This window comes from Anaerocolumna sp. MB42-C2, assembly GCF_030913705.1.
GTDB lineage: Bacteria > Bacillota > Clostridia > Lachnospirales > Lachnospiraceae > Anaerocolumna.
In genome coordinates this window covers 5,902,773-5,924,025 of record NZ_CP133190.1, presented here as the reverse complement: position 1 = coordinate 5,924,025, position 21,253 = coordinate 5,902,773, and the positions used below count along the sequence as shown (strand labels likewise).

The 21,253-nt window shown below is 36.2% G+C and carries 19 protein-coding genes and 1 tRNA gene; 6 read left to right on the top strand and 14 right to left on the bottom strand.

The genetic code is table 11. The annotated features are described in order from the left end of the window. Positions 1-80 precede the first annotated feature (80 nt). From RBU59_RS26175 to RBU59_RS26165, 3 genes are all read right to left on the bottom strand, one after another. Positions 81-788, bottom strand: coding sequence for an ABC transporter permease (locus RBU59_RS26175; RefSeq protein ID WP_308145414.1), 708 nt, complete (start codon positions 786-788; stop codon positions 81-83). A gap of 1 nt (position 789) precedes the next feature. Further along, complete coding sequence (locus tag RBU59_RS26170) at positions 790-1,704, bottom strand: ABC transporter ATP-binding protein (protein ID WP_308145413.1); 915 nt, start codon at positions 1,702-1,704, stop codon at positions 790-792. 104 nt (positions 1,705-1,808) lie between these two features. Beyond that, positions 1,809-2,174, bottom strand: coding sequence for an ATP-binding protein (locus RBU59_RS26165; protein WP_308145412.1), 366 nt, complete (start codon positions 2,172-2,174; stop codon positions 1,809-1,811). Between the two features lie 122 nt (positions 2,175-2,296). Between RBU59_RS26165 and RBU59_RS26160 the strand changes: the two genes are divergently transcribed. Next, entirely contained in the window at positions 2,297-3,184 is an 888-nt protein-coding gene (locus tag RBU59_RS26160; RefSeq protein ID WP_308145411.1) for a substrate-binding domain-containing protein, read from the top strand. A gap of 352 nt (positions 3,185-3,536) precedes the next feature. Here the strand turns inward: RBU59_RS26160 and RBU59_RS26155 are convergent, their stop codons facing one another. Continuing rightward, the gene (locus tag RBU59_RS26155) at positions 3,537-4,109 is read right to left on the bottom strand and encodes a GNAT family N-acetyltransferase (protein ID WP_308145410.1); all 573 of its coding nucleotides are present in this window, start codon (positions 4,107-4,109) and stop codon (positions 3,537-3,539) included. A gap of 976 nt (positions 4,110-5,085) precedes the next feature. Between RBU59_RS26155 and RBU59_RS26150 the strand changes: the two genes are divergently transcribed. Beyond that, positions 5,086-5,934, top strand: a complete 849-nt coding sequence (locus tag RBU59_RS26150; RefSeq protein ID WP_308145409.1) for a tyrosine-type recombinase/integrase — start codon at positions 5,086-5,088, stop codon at positions 5,932-5,934. Positions 5,935-6,086: 152 nt separating this feature from the next. Here RBU59_RS26150 and RBU59_RS26145 read toward each other — a convergent pair whose 3' ends face one another. Next, positions 6,087-6,872: an endonuclease/exonuclease/phosphatase family protein gene (locus RBU59_RS26145; protein WP_308145408.1), complete on the bottom strand. Its 786-nt coding sequence runs from the start codon at positions 6,870-6,872 to the stop codon at positions 6,087-6,089. A 604-nt stretch (positions 6,873-7,476) separates the two neighbouring features. On the opposite strand from RBU59_RS26145, the gene RBU59_RS26140 reads away from it, so the two are divergent. Then, positions 7,477-8,394, top strand: coding sequence for a hypothetical protein (locus RBU59_RS26140; protein ID WP_308145407.1), 918 nt, complete (start codon positions 7,477-7,479; stop codon positions 8,392-8,394). A gap of 128 nt (positions 8,395-8,522) precedes the next feature. Further along, positions 8,523-9,740, top strand: coding sequence for a tyrosine-type recombinase/integrase (locus tag RBU59_RS26135; protein WP_308145406.1), 1,218 nt, complete (start codon positions 8,523-8,525; stop codon positions 9,738-9,740). A gap of 107 nt (positions 9,741-9,847) precedes the next feature. Here the strand turns inward: RBU59_RS26135 and RBU59_RS26130 are convergent. Together RBU59_RS26130 and RBU59_RS26125 are read right to left on the bottom strand one after the other, a co-directional pair. Then, positions 9,848-9,919 (bottom strand) — tRNA-Gly (locus RBU59_RS26130). 286 nt (positions 9,920-10,205) lie between these two features. Continuing rightward, positions 10,206-10,997, bottom strand: a complete 792-nt coding sequence (locus RBU59_RS26125) for an HAD family hydrolase (protein WP_308145405.1) — start codon at positions 10,995-10,997, stop codon at positions 10,206-10,208. A gap of 291 nt (positions 10,998-11,288) precedes the next feature. Here RBU59_RS26125 and RBU59_RS26120 point away from each other — a divergent pair, with 291 nt between their 5' ends. Continuing rightward, positions 11,289-12,563, top strand: coding sequence for a hypothetical protein (locus RBU59_RS26120; RefSeq protein ID WP_308145404.1), 1,275 nt, complete (start codon positions 11,289-11,291; stop codon positions 12,561-12,563). A gap of 44 nt (positions 12,564-12,607) precedes the next feature. On the opposite strand, the gene RBU59_RS26115 is transcribed toward RBU59_RS26120, so the two are convergent. From RBU59_RS26115 to RBU59_RS26105, 3 genes are all read right to left on the bottom strand, one after another. After that, on the bottom strand, positions 12,608-13,273 hold the full coding sequence (locus RBU59_RS26115; RefSeq protein WP_308145403.1) for a 4Fe-4S binding protein: 666 nt from the start codon (positions 13,271-13,273) through the stop codon (positions 12,608-12,610). Positions 13,274-13,387: 114 nt separating this feature from the next. Beyond that, positions 13,388-13,573: a hypothetical protein gene (locus RBU59_RS26110; RefSeq protein ID WP_308145402.1), complete on the bottom strand. Its 186-nt coding sequence runs from the start codon at positions 13,571-13,573 to the stop codon at positions 13,388-13,390. A 168-nt stretch (positions 13,574-13,741) separates the two neighbouring features. Next, on the bottom strand, positions 13,742-14,209 hold the full coding sequence (locus RBU59_RS26105) for a GNAT family N-acetyltransferase (protein ID WP_308145401.1): 468 nt from the start codon (positions 14,207-14,209) through the stop codon (positions 13,742-13,744). 161 nt (positions 14,210-14,370) lie between these two features. Here RBU59_RS26105 and RBU59_RS26100 point away from each other — a divergent pair, with 161 nt between their 5' ends. After that, positions 14,371-15,018 carry a peroxiredoxin gene (locus RBU59_RS26100; RefSeq protein ID WP_308145400.1) on the top strand — a complete coding sequence of 216 codons (648 nt, stop codon included), beginning with the start codon at positions 14,371-14,373 and terminating at the stop codon, positions 15,016-15,018. A gap of 183 nt (positions 15,019-15,201) precedes the next feature. Here RBU59_RS26100 and ltrA read toward each other — a convergent pair whose 3' ends face one another. The 4 genes from ltrA to RBU59_RS26080 all read right to left on the bottom strand — a co-directional run bounded on the left by ltrA (position 15,202) and on the right by RBU59_RS26080 (position 21,237). After that, on the bottom strand, positions 15,202-16,506 hold the full coding sequence (gene ltrA / locus RBU59_RS26095; RefSeq protein ID WP_308144086.1) for a group II intron reverse transcriptase/maturase: 1,305 nt from the start codon (positions 16,504-16,506) through the stop codon (positions 15,202-15,204). 585 nt (positions 16,507-17,091) lie between these two features. Further along, positions 17,092-18,372 carry a glycoside hydrolase family 125 protein gene (locus tag RBU59_RS26090; protein ID WP_308145399.1) on the bottom strand — a complete coding sequence of 427 codons (1,281 nt, stop codon included), beginning with the start codon at positions 18,370-18,372 and terminating at the stop codon, positions 17,092-17,094. Further along, a complete protein-coding gene (locus RBU59_RS26085) occupies positions 18,369-20,510 on the bottom strand; it encodes a glycoside hydrolase family 3 C-terminal domain-containing protein (RefSeq protein WP_308145398.1) in 2,142 nt (713 codons plus the stop codon). Before RBU59_RS26085 ends, RBU59_RS26090 begins: the two co-directional genes overlap by 4 nt. Positions 20,511-20,769: 259 nt before the next feature. Continuing rightward, positions 20,770-21,237, bottom strand: coding sequence for a RidA family protein (locus RBU59_RS26080; protein ID WP_308145397.1), 468 nt, complete (start codon positions 21,235-21,237; stop codon positions 20,770-20,772). Between the last annotated feature and the right edge of the window lie 16 nt (positions 21,238-21,253).

Genomic DNA, 21,253 nt, shown 5'->3' with positions numbered 1-21,253 from the left:
TCATCAATCAAAAATAATAAATCTTAAAAACTTTGGATTATGTTCATAATCTTTTTCTGAGTGCTTTTAGCATATGTTATTTATTTTAAATCTTTCGTTTCAACCTTGTATAACGATAAATATGCGCAGACAAGAGAAATGATTACTAAAGTCATTGGAACAATTGCATTACCTCTTAAAGAAAAGTCTCCAACCGTTCCATTCATCACAACAAACAACAGAAATGCGGTGATAATTGCTGCTTTTGATGATTTCATAGAGTTCCCTATAAAGAGGGCAATAAATCCAAGCGTTACCGTTACAACGGATTTCAAGACAATCTGAATATAAAAGCCTATGTTCGACATATTATATCCCAGAGAAAAGTACGCTGTCATACTTCCATTCACAGCCAAAAGAAGAGTATAAATAAATAATTTTCCCAACAGTAATACAACAAAGCAAAACAGCCATACAGACAGCATTTGTGAAATCACAATTTTTTGACGCTTTATTGGGTAACTGAACATTAAATTCATAGTTTTATTCTTATATGGTGTAATAATAAAAGAAGACATCATAACAGCTGTAAATATTAAAAAGCTTAGATTTGTAAATAATTCAATCTGAGGTGCCATAGTTTCCATCCCCGGTGCGGAATCGGGTACCCCGGTAGATGCATCATTAGCAATACCAAGATAACATTGTGCAAACATAAATAGTCCCAATAAAGAAGTTAAAATAATAGCTCCAAATATATATTTTGAAATTCTATTTTTTTTCCATTCTAACTCAACTAGCTTCCACATTTTATTCATCCCCCTCTGTTAATTTTAAAAAGTAATCTTCCAATGATTCTGATTTCACATTTAGCGTTTGAATTGCAATCTGATTATCCGCTAATATCCCGGAAAGTTTCTGAGGAGAAATGTTATTATCATAAATACGAATTTGGTTATCTTCTATAATTTTAAAATTATGTACATTCAATTTCTCTGCAATTGTATATGCTGCTTGTTTGACATTTGCAGTTTTAATCTCAATATACTCTAATCCCATATCGGATATCTCTTTCATAGATACTTCTTTTAACATTTTACCGTGATGAATGACTCCTATTGTATATGCGATACTTTCTATTTCTGATAGTAGATGGCTGGAAATGAGGATAGTAATTCCATACTCCTGACATAGCATAGTTAGTAAATCACGGATTTGTTTCATACCGGCTGGGTCTAAACCATTTGTAGGTTCATCTAGAATTAATAATTCTGGTTTTGTTAACACAGCTCTTGCAATTCCTAATCGCTGCTTCATTCCTAATGAAAATTCTTTTATTTTTTTATCCGATGCATCTGACAGACGCAGCATGTCCAATGCCTGCTCCACACAATTTGGACTATAATAACCCATATACTCGTAATGAAGCTTCAGATTTTCCTTTGCACTAAGGTTTTCGTAAAATGTTGGGAATTCAATAATACTTCCCATTCTTTTTAATACTCCATAAGAATCTGGCATTAACTTTTGCCCAAATAAAATGATTTCTCCCGAAGTTGGTTTCCAAAGATTGGTGAGCATTTTCATGGTTGTAGTCTTGCCCGCTCCATTTGGACCTAGAAAGCCATAAATCTGACCTTTTGAAATATGCATATTTACTTGGGAAACAAGTTCTTTGCCTTTTACCTTTTTTGTAAGATTATTCGTAGTTAATATATACTGCATGCATTCCACTCCTTTTGTTTGTTATTTATTAGTCTAGCAGATAGAATTTTCAAAACTCTTGAATAAATCTTACAAATTTCTTTCGCCTCTAATTTATTTCATATTTAATATTCCATTCTGTCAAGTTCCAAAGTAAATATAGTTCTTATATATGGCTCACTTTCCAAAGTGATATTTCCACCTATTTTTTCTGCCAGTTCTTTTGCAATGGTAAGTCCAAGCCCATTACCCGGCACCTCCTTGTTTCTTGTATTGTCTGCTGTATATAATCGTTCGAAGATATGTTCTTTTTCTGTTTTTCCAATTCCCTTTCCTTTATCGATTATATCAATGCGCACTATGTTTTCATCTGATACATTTTGTTGGCAAATACGAAGTAGAAAATTTATATTAGTGGAGGAATAAAATATACTCATACCACGCTTGCTTTTCAGACTCCTTGCAATGTGCTTAAAAAGATACAGCTCCATAATAAATTTCCTGAAACTTATCGTTTTCCCCTAATACAATTATAGATAGGGAATATATTAGCTATTAGCGAATATAATAAATAAACACTCTATAATTTTTTCCTATTAAAAGAGGTTAAATCATGTATATAAGAAATAAATATACAAATATGCTTATAAGGCCAACTACCTTAGAGAATTACAATATATACTATATTTCCAAGGACAAGATCAGTCAGTTCTGGTATATCATTAATCAAGGAATCAGTGATATGGCTAGTTTAGTAGGTGCTAATTATATATGGGATGCTCCTGAGGAAAGATCAGTAGAAAAACAAATAGAAATAATAACTAATGCCGCGAATAACGGTGCAAATGCTATGCTAATAGCTGCTCTCGATCCTGTAGCAGTATCCAGCGCAATAGAATATGCGAAATCCTTAGGTGTAAAAATTATATATCTAGATACTCCTGCAGCTGCAGAAGGCATTATAACACTAGCTACTGATGATTACAGTGCTGGGGTTACGGCTGGTGAAAATATGATTGTTGAATTAGCAGTAGCTGGATATAGACAAGGCACAATAGGAATTGTTAGTGATTCCATAATGAGTACAAATACAAGAGAAAGAGTTAATGGTTTTCGTAGTGTATTAGCTCCTAATGGAAATTACAAACTGCTTAATACTCAATTTGGTCCTGGCAGCGCAAGTGCAGAAATAATAGCAAATAGTTATATTGCTAATAACCCGGATTTAGTTGGAATATATGGTACCAATGAGGATACAACTATCGGTGTTGGGAATGCAATCAGTAAAAGTAACCTCCCAATAGTTGGAATAGGCTTTGATTTTCCACCTGAAACTCAGAAAATGATTGAGGATGGAAGTTTAAAAGCGGTTATGGTACAAAATCCATACACCATGGGATATCTAGGTATGGCACAAACCATAGCAGCTTTAAAGGGGTTTGAAACAGGTCCACCCTATATTAATACTGGGGTATCCGTCCGAACAAAGAATACAAATTAATGTTTATATGCTAGAATTCGAGACGAAAAGAGAAAACAAACAAAAACATTGTAAAAATAACAAACTTATGAAATAAACAGACCGAAATTAAAATTTTAATTTTGTTTTATAAGGCAATAGCAATTTAGTAGCAAAAAAACAGGAAAGCTTAATTTTACTAGCTTTCCTGCCCTTTTTCATTAAGCGCGAGACGGGATTCGAATTCTATCCCCTCAATAAAATACTGATAAAAAGGGGCTTTCTGGCTCATCCAATTTTTACGTACTCAATTGAGTACTCAAATTAAATAGTATCCCATTTGTAAAAGATTGTGCATTAAAACACCAACTGATAATGCTTAAAATGTTTATATTCACTTTAACCTCTTTCGCATTACAATCTTTTGCTCTGTTTTGTAAAATTCTTCAAATCCGAATTTTATATATAAATTAACAGGACCCATATGGTCATCGTAAATGTCAATAAAGTCTTTGTTTGGATATGATTCAACATAGTCAAAACCATCGGCTACTGCATCTTTACAAACACTTTCTAAAAGATATGATGCAATACCACTTCTTCTCACATTTGGTGCAACAAGAAAGCAAAAAATAGATTTTACTTTTGAATTGGATTCAGAATCTGTTGTTTTTACAGAAGTCAGAATTCGTTGCCATCCTTCACATTCCAAACAATCCGATTTATCGTTGGCATTACACCATCCAATAACTTGATTATCTCTATATGCTAAATAACCTTTTATTTTCCCTTCTTTTATATAACTTACAGCGTAATCTCTTCTCACCTCCTGCAAATGAAAATCCATTCCTACTTGGTCATCGCTGCAATAACAAGTACAATAGCAGTCTTCATGTGCTACATTCTCAAAAAAATACATATAATCCTCTAACAAATCAGGAGTTAATTTTCGTATTTCGATATTCATTTAATACCTCCATTTATGTACAATCTGTGATTGGAACTTATTTACAATAGCAATAAACACGACGGTACGCAATCTATAAATCTACAGTATCTTTTATATTTCTATAACATCAACTATAGCACTTAATATTGTAAATGGCAATACATTCCAATAACGGTTACACATCACATTTATGTATGGGTAAACGGTTTTTGGAATTTTTTATACCATTTTTCTTATATCGAACAAGTGATTCAATCATATTCTTAGCATCAAAGACGAAGGGAGAAACAAACAAATTGAGTTTTGTTAATTTAAATAACAAAACAAAATGAGTTGAAGGGTGGAAAAAACATCCTTGTACTTAATAATAATCTCAAAAGGAGATTTCACCATGTGACTCCGCCAAAGAAGCATGGTAGGGAATGAAAGAACCCTTTATTAAATTTCTTTCTGGAACACACAGTGTTTCTTGGCAAAAACAATCGTCCATAAGATTGTATAAATAAGAGTGGGTTGTGCTTAGCTTTAACAGATACCCATTGTTTATATTTTTATTCACACTATATGTGAGAAAGGAATCGTTATGTCACACAAGAACAAAAAATCTATAGTTGAACAAGTGAAGCAATCTTTGGACAGTAAGCTTGCAATTGGTCGTTCCAAACATCAGGATAGGCTCTGACGCTGGATGACCTATATCCAAGATACGGAGATGAATAAGAGGGTTAAAATTACATCTTATACCGAGGATGGGATATATCAAAAACTATACAAAATTTATTTTCCAGTAAAAAAAGAAACCTTGGAAATTCTGTATCCTCTGTGGATAGAGAAGCGTAAAGGAATGAATCTGAGTAAGCAGGACGATTCAAAGAAACCGCAATCATTGGGAAAAGTATTACGAAGGCACTAAAATTATTAGAAAATCCATTGACAGAATCACAGTTGATGACACATTGAGGGTTTCTTTCATGGCTGTATCAGTGAATATGATTTGACCAAGAAAGAACTGGACAATATGAGGTTGATTTTCAAGGACTTAATGAAGTATACGAAGAAGAAAGGCTTAATTCTGTCCAATCCATATGATGACATTGAAATCAAAGTGAATGGCTGTAAACCTCCGAATAATCCCAAAGATGAAAGCAGGGTCTATTTCCCAGAAGAAAAGGAAAAACTCTTCCGGCAACTGAATAAGCGGTTAATGCAGATGCCATACGAGACCGATGCTTATGTAGTATTTCTTCTGTTCAAGCTTGGTCTTAGGATAGGTGAGGCTGTGGCACTGAAATGGTCGGATATTGATTGGGAAGCCAGAGAAATACATATCCATCGAATAGAAAGTCGTGTTGAGGACGAAAACGGAAAGCTCAAAGTTGCCATCTGTGAGTATACGAAGAAGAAAAGCCTTGCTGGTGACCGGTATCTCCCTTTAAGTGATTATGAAATTAATCTGTTTCAGACCGTTAAACGTAACAATGAGGAAGAAGGCTATTTGGATGGCGATTTTATCTTCTGTGATAAAGAAGGCAGAACTAAGATTCGTGAGGTCGATAACTGTATCCGTGCTCAGTGCAGACATGCAGGAATCGAAGTAAAATCTGCCCATGATATTCGCAGAACGGTGGCATCTGAAATGAGAAGAAAAAAAGTGGCAATTGAAGACATTCAATGGTATCTTGGTCACAATGATGAAGCTACCACTCGTACCTACATTCTGAATAATCAAGGAAAGCAGAAGACATCGAGACAGATTGTGAATGCTCTTTCGGAGATGAACGGAAGTGACGTACTCATGAGTACTCAAAAATGCAGAAATGAAAAATCGCCAGAAGCCTTATAAAATAAGTACTTCTGACGAAAATAGTTAAGCGCGAGACGGGATTCGAACAAATCCCCGTACACACAAATACCGATAGATAGGAGGTTTGCGGCTTCTGTTATTTATCTGCACACATGGTTGCACACATGAAGATGTGTGCCTTTTTTATTTGTTTACAACTCATCAAACTCAACATCTACCACTACTCCATAATGGTCACTAGCTGATAGATTATTAATTGGGCTGATATCTGTACCAAATATTCCAGCACCAACAAATTTCATAGCTGCCCAATTATCTAATATATAAATTCTATCAACATTATCAGGAGCATAAATTGTATTTTTTCCTTTCCATCTAGGATTATTTATACAATCAAGTGTTGGTAGTAATGGTAAATTATGCAAAGATGCATAATTACCTGTAATATCTAACCAATAGGGAATAGATTCTTCATTATTTATTGTCTGTTCACCAGTCAGAAATCTATGAATACTTGAGTTAATTCCACTATTAAAATCTCCTAGTAGTACATAATAATCTGCTTTCTCTTTTTGCTTATGTATAAATTTATCAATAGCAACAATTTGTTGTTCTTTTTCTCTTGCAGAATCACATGGTATATGTACATTAGTAAATGAAAATCTTGATTTACCACACTTGAACAATATATTCTGTGCTTTACTGTTAGAATAGTCTGAATTTGCATGTAAAAAAGTACAACTCTCGATGGGGTATTTGCTCAATATGGCTAATCCTTCATCTTCATCAATATACTTGCTAAATTCACAGTATTGATACCCTATGTTTTGAGTAAGAATATCTTGAAAAAACTTTGTAGTTACTTCTTGCAATGCAATTATATCTGCACCTACATCAATTATCTCTTGTATTATCTGTTCAAATCTACCACCAATACCTTTATTTTCGTTCCATACATTATAAGTCGCAATTCTCATATTAATTATTATCTCCTCATTAAACTAGTAATTCATCCTCGTTATTACCATAATTTCACATACAATATTACAGTTTATATATCTTCTTGTCAATAAAAACGTATTATCTACACGTTTATAAATATGTACACTTCTTTATTGGATACATGACAACGGTTACTCGTTACATCTTCGAGTAAACGGTTATCATGTCATTTTTTTCGATATCATTGAATGAATAATAGCATATTAAAATTGTAATCATGGCAAAAGGAGAAAACAAAACAAACAAATGAAACAAACAGACTGAAAACAAAATTTATTTTGTTTTCGTAAGGTGATATCAGTTAACTGATAAAACCCTATTGCCGGTAAACCAGCGGTCTGTAAGAAGAAAAGAAGAGAGAACGAAGTTTTCTTGACTTAAGACATATCTGCAGTTGAAATTTAAAAACAAACCACTGTTCAGGAGATTGTAGACCATTAAAAATCACTCTGTTAATAATGGTCAGGCTGGATACCCTTTGACTGTATCCTTAGGAGAAATAATCACTATGCCCTGTGATTGAAATAAATTGGGCGTGCTCAGCTTTAACATATAAATACAATAAAGGACGTGGTAAAAATGGCTCGTAACAGAGAAAAGAAACATCAATCATTGGTTCATCAGGTGGAAATGAAATTAAAGTCAAAAATGGCAATCGGTCATTCAAAATATGATGACCAGAGGGCGGAACGCGCGCTTCTGAAAGAGAAGCTGAAAAAGGATGCAAAGTCAATGTTAAGCTATCAAGAACGTAAATCCATCCATAAGATTTATACTTGGAGTACCTTTCAGGATTATCAGAAACATGCTTGTTACTTTGTTGAATGGTGCAAGGAACGCTATGGATGCAAGATGCTTTCCGAATGTAGAGAATATGTTGATGAATGGCTTACAGAGAGGTCTGTATTAGCACCCTATTCACAAAAGCTAGAAGCGTGTGCATTAGCGAAGGTTTTTGACTGTACGACAGAGGATTTTATTAAAACAGCGGTACGTCATAGGTCTGGTATCACAAGAAGTCGGAAAGCGGCAAAGTGTGATAAGAATTTCTCTGAAACAAAGAATAAGGAATTCATAGAATTCTGCAAGGCAACCGGATTACGAAAGAAAGAAATGAAATGCCTAAGAGGTACACAATTAGTTCATAAGAACGGAATTTATTACATAGCTGTTTCCAGTGGAGCAAAAGGCGGCAGATACCGTGAATTCCCTATCATTTCAAATGTAGATATAATTGTAAAGCGAATGAAAGAAGCAGGGAATAGTAAAGTATGGTCATATGTTCCTGACATGGATGTTCATTCTTATCGCAGTGATTATTGTACTGAAATCTATAATACATTAGCCAGACAGTTAGAGAAGATACCAAAGAACGAACGCTATTATTGTATGAGCGCCCTAAAAGGTATCTGCTATGATAAGCGTGCTATGCTAATAGCCAGCAGGTGCCTAGGTCATAACCGCATCAATATCATTGCAGAACATTATTTACGCTGACTCTTATGCCCGCAGGATCTGCGGGCATATTGTAGTGAAAAAGCTTCGTTTTTAAAATCTCCTGTCATATTGTTCTATGAAACACTAAACAAAGTGTTTTAAAAACAATAACAGGAGGTCACATTATTATGCTTGATGCATTATCTATCTTGCAGGAAGCTTATGAATGTGGTATCTTGGATGCAACAGAAGTCGCAATAAAAATAAATATGACCAAAGAAAACTATGTTAAAGAGCGTCATCCATATTCCATCAGTTCTCGGAAAGATGGGCGCTTCATAGCCACCGTAAGGAAAGAGGACGAAGAAAGACAGCAGATAGCCGCTCCATCATATGTAGAACTGATTAGTAAGCTTTACGATTATTATAATGACCGTAAAAGTGATTATACTATCAGCGATTTATATGAAATGTGGGTAGAAAAGCGAGGAAAACAGTCTGTAGAAGGTACTATCGATATTAAGACTGTCAAACGGGATGAACAACATTGGCGTAAGTATTATGCTGATAATAAGCTTGTCATGATTCCTATTAAGAAAATAACAACCAAAATGCTGAATGATTTTCTGAATGATTCCATTACCACATTTAAGTTTTCCAGAAAAGAATTTAACAACATGAAAACTATCCTGAATGCTGTCTATCTGATAGCAATGGATAAGGAGATACTATCGGTAAATCCGCTTCTTAACACACATACTGACGTAAAGTTCCGCTCTATTCAAAAGAAAAAGGATGGTTCTAGGCTCTATCTCGAAAAAGAAATGGAAGTCCTTGAAGATTTTCTCTATCAGCAAGAAACCATGGAAGCTTATACGATTTTGATGGATTTCCAAATCGGAACAAGGATAGGTGAACTGGTAGTTCTGCAAAAGGAAGATATGCTTGATGGTGAAGTCTATATTCATAAGATGGAGATTGTCGATGAGGAAAGAGTAGACGGAGTATATATCCGCAAAGGCTACAAGGTTGTGGAATACGTAAAACATGATATTTCCGCTGGCTATCGGACCATTCCCTTATCAAAAAAGGCGAAAAAGATTCTGGAAGAGGTTAAAAAGCTTTCACCTGACAGTGAATATCTTTTTACGCAGGCGAATGGTGAAAAAATGACGAGCAGAAGCTTTAACTACTGGTTGGAGAAGTATTGCAGAGATGCCGGAATCACGTTCAAGAGCAGCCATTGTATCCGAAGAACCTTTGCCAGACGTTTGTATGCAAAGGGTATGCCTTTAGAAGAAATCAGTGTGTATATGGGTCATGAGGATTCCAATACAACGAAAGGCTATATCTACAATTACAACGAAATCGAAAAGAATCGTGCCTATATGGACAAAGCATTATAGCGGTTTGAGTCCGTAAAAGGATATTGCACACATCCTGCACACATGTTTTTAAGTAACAAAAAATCGCTAACCCTTGATTTAAAAGGATTAGCGATACTTTTCAATGAAGCGCGAGACGGGATTCGAACCCGCGACCCTCGCCTTGGCAAGGCGATACTCCACCACTGAGCCACTCGCGCATATGTAATTTTATTTGTTTACGTGTCAGACACAAATGATATTATAGAGTATTAAAGCCCGTCTGTCAATAGTTTTTTTTAAATATTTTTTTAAATTTTCTTTTTTTAAAAAATTATCTTATTCATTCATCCTTATAGAAAATTAAAATTGAGGTAAAGATAAATATAGAACAGTTTTATAATGTATCGATTTTAAATTGTAAAGCGAATCACATAAATTAAGTCCTGTTATATTTATCTCCTCCTCAAATATAATTTAAATAATTAACATTTCATATATATTACATTATATTATATTAAAATGCTGCATTGCATAAGCAATTCCGTCATCATGAATATCCTTTGTTATAAAACTTGCTGCATTATAAATACATTCGTCGCTTTTACCCATTGCAATACTATTGGTGGCGAATTGAAACATAGGAAGGTCATTGGAACTATCTCCAAAAACATAAGCACTATCAAGCGGTAAAAGGTAATACTCCAGAACACGTTTAATACCGCTGGCTTTTGAATAACCCTTTGGTACTATTTCTAACAGACAGTCACCCCTGTCTATACAGTCAAAATCTTTCTCCATAATCCTAATAAATTCTTCACTGCCTGAATTTTCAGTAAATTGAGCAAAAATCTTATCATATAAAAGACCCTCTGATTCCCAGTTTTTCTTTATACCGTAACCTCTCTTGTTAAAATGCTCTTTTAACTTTTTCATTTCTGTTGATTCAATTTCCTTTGTATCAAAATAAACATCATCCAGTCCCTCTAATACTGCATCTATATTATATTTACGTAACAAATCAATTATTTTTCTGCAGGTTGCTTCTTCTATTGTAGCCGCTTCCAATATTTTATTATCAACATTAATATAGGTACCGCACCCACACACAAAACCATCAAATCCGATATCCCGTATTTTATTTTCAACATTAAAATAGGTTCTTCCGGTGTTGATAAAGGCAAGGTGCCCATTCTCACGCGCTTTTCTGATTGCTTTGACCGTACTATCCGGAATCGTTTGCGTATCCTCAGTCAATATTGTTCCATCAATGTCAAAGAACATTATTTTTCTTTCCATATGATACTTCCTTTCTTTGCAAATGATTGAGCCCCATACATCATATTTTGTAATTATATCTGGAATTAGTATAGAATGCAAATAAATTCATCTATTTTGACAAATTTAATACCTGCTTCGTTATAAAATTTGAATTAAACCGAACATTCTTTAGTATACTCATTTTCTCATAAACAGACAAAATAATGGTAAAATTACTAATATATGACTTTATATTGGTCATATTAAGTGTTATCATTAGATTGGTATGCCAAATAATGGCATAATTAACCGATGGGAGGACAACTATTTATGTATTTTAAAAAATGTATGCTACTGCTGACCGTGGTTCTATCCACTATCGCCTTAAGTGCTTGTGGTGAAAGTAAGAAAAGCACCATAGCAGAGACGACACCGACACCAACAGAAACAACTGCATCAACAGATGAACTGACACCCACCGCAGAACCGACTGTCACACCAACTGAAGAACCGACTGACTCAACGGCTGAAACAACGGCCGACTCAACGACTGATACGACAGTAACCGGTGATTTATCTGACGATCTATACAGTTTCCAGTTTTCATTAAATGGAACGGTATATACCCTGCCCTGTACTTATTCCCAATTTACCAATGATAGCTGGTCCTTTGAGGATATTGACGGACAGACCCTGGAACCGGGCCAATATACCTTGTCTAATGCTTTAATAAATGGAGATAGTCGCATTATGGCCAATCTTGTAAATACCGGTACGGATGTGCTGGCTATGGATAAATGTAATGTCGGTAAAGTTTCCATTGATAATTATCAGGCTGAAAAAGGTGTTAAACTGATATTACCAAAGAATATCGCTGTCGGTTCCACTTACGACGATGTAATTGCAGCCTATGGAAAACCATCGGACGAAAGAGAAACGGATCCCATAAAATATATGGATTATAATCTCGACACCTATTCCAGTGTAAAAATCCAGATCAATACCAAAACGAATGCTATTGATTCCATAGAAATGGAAAACCTGATTGCAAAAGAAACTTCAACTTCTTCTAAAGGCAATTCACCACTTCCGGATGTCGTTAAGAACTATACTGCTCCAACCAGCACAGGAAAGACCTGGGACAGTTTTGATATAAAATATGGTGATTCCTATTATCATATACCGGCTCCTATATCCTCTTTTATTAATAATGGGTGGGTAATGGTATCGGATGGAAATGAAATGGTAGCCGCAAAAGATTCCTTGACCGGTGTGGAACTTTGTAAAGATAATCAGGTTATGAGCACATCTGTAAGAAATTATGCCGATAGCGAGCAGCCTGTATCTAATTGTTTTGTGACACGCCTGAAATTTTCCGAATTTGAAACTAAGGTATCTATCGAATTACCGCAGGGAATAACTGAAAATTCCAATTTAGAAGACATATCCGCTGCATATGGTGATCCTACTGATAAGAGTACCTCCAGTTCTTTTGAATTCTATGAATACCGTAACCGTTACGGATCTGTTGATTTTTCAATCAGTAAAGACACAAAGAAAATTTCAACCGCAGAAATATACAATGATCCGCGTGCCCCATATTAATATAGCTATAAGAAGCCCTGAATATCCGACGGTATTCAGGGCTTTTATAAAATATTATTCTTTTCTTTTTCCATATATTTTACCGTCCATGGGCAGTTTATTAAACATTTTAAACATCCTATACATTTATATACATCTACGATACAATCACGATTCAAACCTGGTTCCCATGTTAATCCACGTATTGCATTTACAGGACATATATCGATGCATTTCGTACAGTTCTGGCATTGCGATTCTATGTATGGCGTATTTTCGGCTGGCAAGGGGACATTGGTTAAAACAGTACACATACAGAAAGCACTGCCATATTCTTTTGTAACCAACAGATTACTTTTTCCAATCCAGCCTAGTCCAGATAACATAGCAATTTTTTTATGCGGAAGGGGAGTTGTTTTCGTAGATTCATTAAAAAACCCATGAATTAGATTCCTTTCCGACTGGGAGAAAGCTTTGTATCCTTTCACAATCAGATAATCAGTCAACCAGTCTGCCAGTTCGTCAGCCTGGTGCTCTTTCTCTTCAAACTCAGAGTGATCTATTATATTTTCTTTTGATTGACGATAAATATAACTGGGGCTCAAAATTAACCCTATCAAAATAGCAGAATAATACCCTCTGTTTTCCTTAATGGAAAGCTTTGATATATCAACTACCTTGATAAAATCAGCACCACGATTTTTTAACTCAGCAACGATCTCGTTCACCATATACAATCCTCTGAAAATACTAAAGATTTAATTTTCACAAACTATATAACAATAGTATCATTATCAATATTCTTATTACAACCTCTAAAATTTTTCAGAAGAGAATGTAATCCGCTAATTCCTGCTATTAATAAATCTTACCATACTAAAAATTAAGGTAAATAAATCAATTAATATGATAATCCCTATCCCCCTTACTGCCATATCAGAAAAAGGAAATACATAAAAATTAATTCCCATTAATATTAATACTATAATCATAATAATAAAACTTATAAAAAATAAAGATTTACTTTTCATATTAACTCCTCCATTATATCTTTTTAATAGGCAATTGCGAAACTAAATAGTTTATTGAATATGCCATACAATTACCTAATGATTTTAATATAAGACACTTAGCTTACAGTCTGAATCTATGTAATTTTAATTACGGTTAATATAAAATAAACGATGCTATTACATTAGCTATCTTTGAAACTTATAAACCATAGGAACGTATTCGGACTCTTTTATTTTAAAACCTAAAGTTTTATATAATTCATACCCATCCTCGGTTGCCATAAGTTCTATCTTCGAAAGATTCATTACTTTACTTTCGTCAATAACCATAGATACAAGCTTCCTCGCTATACCCTGCCTTCTATATTCATTTCTGGTATAAACATTCATTAAAACTCCTATCTTCCCAGTAATAAAATGTGGATTTGCCGGACGTTCTTCAACCACTAAAAACACTGTCCCAACTATTTTATTATTGACAGCAACATAAGCAAAAAAATCCTGGTTTAAATGTCTCTCATAATAAGCCGGTAATGATTTTTCCATCCTAATCCGGTCAGTTTCCTTAATATATTCCTGATCTTCCAATAAATAGGCCATTCTCATCTCCACCAGGTCATTTATATCATCTGGTATTGCTTTTCTGTAAATCAAAGTCTTCACCTCTCCCATCTGACTATTAATCCAAGTACTCAAATTAACACTATCATAATATGATTTAAAACACTTCTTTATTTCCTTAAGCTTATGTAATATTTTAACATATTTTAGTTTTTTGTCATATGATATTCTAAAAATTTTCTTGGAGTATATTTATGAACGTTAGTATTGGTATGAAGGCCCCTGATTTTAATGCCCTGACGACATTCGGACCAATAAAACTGTCTGATTACAAAGGACACTGGGTAGTTCTGTTTTCTCACCCAGGAGACTTTACTCCTGTATGCACTACTGAATTTATAGCATTTGTCCAAGCAAACGATCAATTTAAAGCTCTAAATACTAATCTGATCGGACTCAGCATAGACAGCAATCCCTCTCATCTGGCATGGGTGAATCAAATCTATTTGTTAACAGGTATTCAAATTCCTTTTCCCATAATCGCAGATCGTATGGCTGAGGTCGCAAAACTCTATGGTATGATTGCTCCCGATACCAGTAAGCAAGAAACGGTTAGAAATGTATTTTTCATTGATCCGGAACAGGTAATACGTGCTATTTTCATTTATCCTTTAACAAACGGAAGAAACATTCCTGAAATTCTTCGTCTGTTAACCGCACTTCAGACAACAGATCAGTATAATGTCGTGACACCGGCAAATTGGCAGCCCGACAAAGCTGTAATGGTTCCTCCTCCCCGTACTTATAACCAATTATTGGAACGTATTAATGCTCCTGAAAAAAGTGGCCTTAATTGCATGGATTGGTTTTGGTGTTATAAGGATATAAATCATGGATGTTAGTATGAATCACAATAAAATTCAAATCAAGGAAGAATCGCGAAAGCGCTGTTCTAAAGAACTGTGGCTTAAAAGTATGGATACTTACAAAGATATGTTATTTTTTAATAGGGTAGAGAAATAATGGTTAACATTATTTCCCTCCCGTTGAACCGTACATACGGGTCACGTATACGGCTCTACAACTTATATTCCAACTTTTCTTAGATAATAATTTAAAGGATTGAGCAAACCTGCATTGTCCTTTATTTTGTTTTCAAGCAAATCTGGGCTGATAATAAAATTCACTACGTTCATTCCACTTCTTCTGTACCAACCCAGTCTTGAATTTGCAACTTTATAGATTGCCTCATGGTCGAATCCATTCTTATTTTTTCGATTTAGATAACATAAATTTCTGTATATCGTCTTAGGCATTTTCCATTGTTTTATAACAATTACTCTTATTTTATGCCTAAGCCATGTTCCAAACTCTTCCATGAACTGTTTCATCATTCCGATTCTGAAATAGTTAATCCATCCTCTTACTATTTCATTCACTCTCTTTGTTGTTTCCGCAAGCGGTCGTGAAATCGCTTTGTTTCTTTTGAGGTATTCACTCATTTTCTGTTTCAGTTTCTTTTTCTTCTCTGTGGTTGGTTTCACTTTCCATTCGCCACCATGTTTCAGAAATGTAAATCCTAGATATTTACTCCTTGTCGGTCTGACTACCTTAGTCTTTGTTGCATTCACCTTTAGGAACAGCTTTCTTTCAATCCACTCTGTTATGGACTTCATCACTCTGTTTGCCGCCAATTCACTTCTCGTGAATATCAATGCATCGTCGGCATATCTCGTGAAACGCAGACCTCTTTGTTCCAGCTCTTTATCTAGCTTATCAAGGTAGACGTTCGACAACACAACCGACAACGGTCCGCCTTGTGGAACACCGGTGATTGTTGCTTTTTCCAGTCCTTTTTCCATTACTCCTGCTCTTAAATATTTGCGAATCAGATTTAATGTTGTACTGTCATTTACTTGTTCTCTAAGAATCTGAATTAATTTGTCATGATTCACCGTATCAAAGAATTGTTCTATATCAACATCAATGACCCATTCATATCCCTCATTAAGATAATCCAATGCTTGCTTTATAGCGTTATGGCAACTTCTTCCAGGTCTGAACCCATAACTGAATTCACTAAATATTTCTTCATAAATATCAGATATCGATTGTGCAATGGCTTGTTGTATCACTCTGTCCAAAACCGTTGGTATTCCCAGTGGTCTTTTCTTCCCATTATCCTTTGGAATGTATGCTCTACGCACTGGCTTGGGCATATAGGTTCTGTTTCGAATTGACTGTACGATTGTGTCTTTATTTTCTCTGATGTATGCACCAAGTTCATCTACAGTCATTCCATCTACTCCACTTGCACCTTTATTCGCCACCACCTTTTTATAGGCTCTGTTTAGGTTTTCTTTCGATGTAATCATATCTATTAATTCCACTGTTGTTACTCCTCTGCTTATTACTAAATTTATACACATCACCCCTCTGGATATAGATAATTGTCATTGGTTACGTTCCTACTTTCTTTATCCATCCGATTTCTGGCTTGCGTATTATTCTCTTAATAACGATTTGTACTATAAATCGTTTCAGTCCTTCGGTTATTACACCTACTATAACTTCATCTGACTCCCTCCCTAAACCTTTTTCGACCACATCTATGATATGTGGGTAGGGTCTCCCAAGGTAAGACACTAATCTTTCGTTCCACAACCTCTTGATTTACAACTTCGGTTTACGTTTACCATTTGGGCTTTGGTTTGTCTAGCAACCTTACCCACCTAATCGCCTTATCAAGTTTCTGTACGTAGGCTCAAGAACTTTGCTACACCACTTCCTTCATCCATACCATTACTGATACCAACTTGTGGTTCGCTACACTTGGCGGTAAATACCCGCGACTGGACTTGCACCAGTTAGATTAGTGCCATGCTTGGCACACTAGGAAAAAACCAAGGCAAATACCTTGGTTTTTTCAGATATTAGTAACTATTTACAGGCTTAATGAAATTTTAAATACAGTATTAATCAGATAGATGAATCTTTTTGATCAGCAATTCACTAAAGAGGGAATTTACCCATGCAAACCAGGGACGGGTATATACAGTTTCATCATCTTTGTGAATACTTTCATGGACATAACCGGTACCTGCATCATTATCAGCAATCATACGAACCATTTCCCGTATTTCTTCTTCCGCTGACGAGGTCAATCCCTGAACGATCAAAGCCATCGGCCAGACATGATTCGTTTTCGTATGGGGGCTTCCGATCCCCTTTAATCTCTTTCCTTCAAAATAATATGGATTTTCTTTACTAAGAACCATCTTTCTCGTGTTTTGATATATGGTATCGGTGGTTTCGCAAAACCGGAAATACGGTGCAGATAAAAGTCCCGGAATACCTGCATCATCCATAAGCAGGAAATTACCCAATCCATCAGCCTCATAGGCATATACTTGCCCATAGATTGGATGGTCCACCACACCAAACCGTTTTATACCCTCGCGGATTTCTCTTCCAAGGCCCATTGCCTGTTCTGCCAGCGCAGAATCCTGATACACTAATTCTGCAATCTCAGATATTCCCTCCAGTACGACTGTGGCATACATATTAGAAGGTATCAGATATCCATATGTACAGGCATCATCACTTGACCGGAATCCTGACCAGGTCATACCCGTATATGCCACAGGGCTTCCAAGTCCGTTTCGTTTCAGGGTTTCGGTTTCTTTCACCGTATCCCTTTCAAAACGATACTCTGAGTTTTCTTCATGATGCTGCTCCATCTTCCATTGTTTTACGATTGTTTCACAGGCTCTTTTAAACTCATCATCCAAATGTTCTGTTCTGCCGGTAGTCTTCCATAGTTCATATGCAAGATCTATAGGGAAACAGAGAGAATCCACTTCATACTTTCTCTCCCAGGTCCAATCGGTTTGTCCGGAGCGGTCATTGGCATAATGTCTTCCATTGGCACATAGATTAAAGGCATTGGCATAGGAATCCTTATTAATATAAAATATCTGTTTTTCTATTACCTTTCTTATAAGCTCATAGATTTCATCATGTTGTACAGCTGCCGGAAGATAATGATGAACCTGAGCTGCCGAGTCCCGGAGCCACATTGCTTCAATATCACCGGTGATAACAAATAAACTTTCGTCTTCCAGCTCTTTCACAGTCGTATCAATGGTGTTTAAATAACATTGTTTAAACATAAATGCCAGTTTCTCATCTGATCTTATTTTTTCCTTAAGGTTCTCTGCTTCAATCGCAAGAATCTCCTGATATTTCTTAATCACTTTAAACCTCCGATTTCAATCACTGAATTTAAAGGTGTCTTCCCTGTAAGCTTTATACTTCTTGCATCCGGCTGGCTTCCTCCAACATAAATAAACGCTTTATCACCATCCAATATTCTCTCACCCTCATCATTTATTACCATGAAAACGGATGCAGGCAATAAAAATTCAATCTGTTTCTTTTCACCTGATTGCAAATGAACACGTTTAAAATCGGTTAATGTATAATTGGGAACAGCAAATAACGAATTCGTTATCTTTATGTAAACCTGCGTAACTTCTTCACATTCTACAGCAGAATTATTCCGAACTGATACAGATATCCTTACATACCCGTCTGTTCCGGGCACAACCTGATCCACACCCAGCCCATCGTATGTAAAATCACCATAACTTAGTCCGTAACCAAACGGATATAACGCTTCCTGTTCCATATACCGGTATGTACGGTTTTTCATACTGTAATCTGTAAAATCCGGAAGTTCTTCCGTAGTCCGGTAGAACGTAACCGGAAGCTTACCGGAAGGTGATGTTTTCCCAAACAAGAGATTAGCTGCCGCTATACCGCCCATTTGTCCGGGATACCACACCTGTAGAATGGCATCACAATGTTCGGCTGCATGATTAATCGCCATGGCACTTCCGGTAGCAAGAAGCAGAACAACCTGTTTGCCGGTTTCACAGACTGCTTTTAATAACCTCATCTGGGACTCGGGTAAATTAAGATCTGCCTTGTCCGCACCTGCATAGCTGTTGTTGGCATCTCCCTCTTCTCCCTCCAACGTTCCGTTAAGGCCGAGGCAAAGGATTACCACATCACTTCTTTTAGCTATGGTTACAGCTTCCTTAATCCTGTCATCGGCTTCTGCAAGACTTTCTACGTTTTCTCGATACAGGTGTGCCCCTTCGGAATAATAAATACGGGCACTGTCACCAATTGCATTCCTGATTCCTTCTAACAGGGTATACTTCTCCGTTGCAGTTCCGTTATAATTTCCTTTCAGAATTTCGTCGCTGTCCGCATTTGGCCCAATCACCGCCACAGTTTTTATTTCTTCCTTTTTTAAAGGAAGCATACCATTATTTTTTAATAATATCATGGATTTCTCGGCGGCTATAAGTGCCTGATCATGATGTTCTTTGCAGTCATTTATTTCGTATGGGATATTCTCGTATTCGTTATGTTCGTCAAACATACCAAGACGCATCCTGGTCATCATCACATGATATACCGCTTTATTGATATCCTCTTCGGATATAAGTCCCTGGACATAAGCATTCATCAAATGAAGATATACTGCTCCACAGTTTAAATCACAGCCGCTTTTTAAAGCCAGTGCTCCCGATTCCGCAGCCGTTGCAGTCAGACCATGAAACATATGAAAATCCTTAATTGCTCCGCAATCCGATACATAATACCCATCAAATCCCCATTTTTCACGAAGCAGTTCGGTAATCATGGAATAACTTCCGCAGGCTGCCTCTCCGTTCAAACGGTTATAACCACCCATAATACCTTCTACTTTGGCATCTTTTACACATTTTTCAAAGGCAGGATAATACGTTTCATTAAGATCCTTTTTGCTTACAATACTGTTAAAGGAATGACGGCCTTTCTCAGGTCCTGAATGGGCAGCAAAATGTTTTACACAAGCAGCTGCTTTCAAGCGTTTCCCATTTCCCTGAATTCCTTTTATATAAGCAGTTCCCATCCGCCCGGTAAGACAGGGGTCTTCACCGTAGGTTTCATGCCCTCTGCCCCATCTGGGATCACGGAAAATATTAATATTGGGAGACCAGAATGTGATTCCCTTATAAAGCCCTCTGTCACCGTTCGCTGCTGCCTCATGATATTTTGCACGGCCTTCCGTTGCCACTATATCTCCGATTTTCTGCAGAAATTCCTCATCAAACATAGCTGCCAGTCCAATCGACTGTGGAAATACTGTTGCAGCACCGGCTCTGGCAACTCCGTGAAGAGCCTCATTCCACCAGTTATAGTTTGGAATCCCAAGTCTTGGTATTGCCGGCGCATCATATCTTAACTGGGAGCATTTTTCCTCAAGGGTCATCTGTTCAACTAAATCTGAAACTCTTTCTGCATCCGTTTTCGTTTCATCTAAATATACCGGTTTCATACTAACACCCTTCGCCAGGGTTATTGCAACTATTTATCATATTCTAACCTAAGTAAAGATCAAATATGATCTTTGCAGTAACCCCACTGCCATTTATAAAAAGGTTGAAAGAATCTGTACATGGCGCCCTTTCTCTCAAATAATTTTCTTTCAGCCAAACGCAGCTCGGTCACTTTAACGACTGCTGCAAATAATTGCTTAATCTATTCTTCAAAAGCCCCGGTTACGAGGCTTTTGTTCTATTTATATTTGGTACTGTTTAGGCTTCTTCAACTTCAAAGATCGCTTCTATTTCTACCGGAATGTTTCCGGGAAGTACATTAACACCGATTGCTGATCTGCTTGGTGCTCCGGCTTCGTCTCCAAATATATCTACCAGGAGCTGGGATCCTCCGTTTGCTACGTAAGGCTGGTCATAAAATTCATCCGCACTAGCAATAAAAACAAGAATTTTAACGGCTTGCTTTACCTTGTTCAGATCACCAATCTGAGCCTCTAATACCGCCAGAACATTCAACATACAGTTTTTAGCAAATTCTTTCGCCTCATCTTTGTCAAACTCTTTACCGACTTTTCCAACAACAGGTTTGTCGATTACCGGACCGCATCCGGATATGTAAACCAGATTTTCTCCGAATTTTTTAGACGGAGAGTAAACTCCACCTTTCGCAGGTGCTTCCGGTAATTTCAATCCTAACTCTTTTAACTTAGCATATATATCATTCATAATTTAAACCTCTTCT

Bases quoted from the DNA above. Each gene is read 5' to 3' on its own strand.
- RBU59_RS26155 (WP_308145410.1), bottom strand. From the start codon at position 4,109: ATGAATATCGAAATACGAAAATTAACTCCTGATTTGTTAGAGGATTAT.
- RBU59_RS26100 (WP_308145400.1), top strand. From the start codon at position 14,371: ATGAACGTTAGTATTGGTATGAAGGCCCCTGATTTTAATGCCCTGACG.
- RBU59_RS26175 (WP_308145414.1), bottom strand. From the start codon at position 788: ATGTGGAAGCTAGTTGAGTTAGAATGGAAAAAAAATAGAATTTCAAAA.
- RBU59_RS26165 (WP_308145412.1), bottom strand. From the start codon at position 2,174: ATGGAGCTGTATCTTTTTAAGCACATTGCAAGGAGTCTGAAAAGCAAG.
- RBU59_RS26135 (WP_308145406.1), top strand. From the start codon at position 8,523: ATGCTTGATGCATTATCTATCTTGCAGGAAGCTTATGAATGTGGTATC.
- RBU59_RS26170 (WP_308145413.1), bottom strand. From the start codon at position 1,704: ATGCAGTATATATTAACTACGAATAATCTTACAAAAAAGGTAAAAGGC.
- RBU59_RS26140 (WP_308145407.1), top strand. From the start codon at position 7,477: ATGGCTCGTAACAGAGAAAAGAAACATCAATCATTGGTTCATCAGGTG.
- RBU59_RS26145 (WP_308145408.1), bottom strand. From the start codon at position 6,872: ATGAGAATTGCGACTTATAATGTATGGAACGAAAATAAAGGTATTGGT.
- RBU59_RS26080 (WP_308145397.1), bottom strand. From the start codon at position 21,237: ATGAATGATATATATGCTAAGTTAAAAGAGTTAGGATTGAAATTACCG.
- RBU59_RS26125 (WP_308145405.1), bottom strand. From the start codon at position 10,997: ATGGAAAGAAAAATAATGTTCTTTGACATTGATGGAACAATATTGACT.
- RBU59_RS26110 (WP_308145402.1), bottom strand. From the start codon at position 13,573: ATGAAAAGTAAATCTTTATTTTTTATAAGTTTTATTATTATGATTATA.
- RBU59_RS26085 (WP_308145398.1), bottom strand. From the start codon at position 20,510: ATGAAACCGGTATATTTAGATGAAACGAAAACGGATGCAGAAAGAGTT.
- RBU59_RS26120 (WP_308145404.1), top strand. From the start codon at position 11,289: ATGTATTTTAAAAAATGTATGCTACTGCTGACCGTGGTTCTATCCACT.
- RBU59_RS26160 (WP_308145411.1), top strand. From the start codon at position 2,297: ATGTATATAAGAAATAAATATACAAATATGCTTATAAGGCCAACTACC.
- RBU59_RS26115 (WP_308145403.1), bottom strand. From the start codon at position 13,273: ATGGTGAACGAGATCGTTGCTGAGTTAAAAAATCGTGGTGCTGATTTT.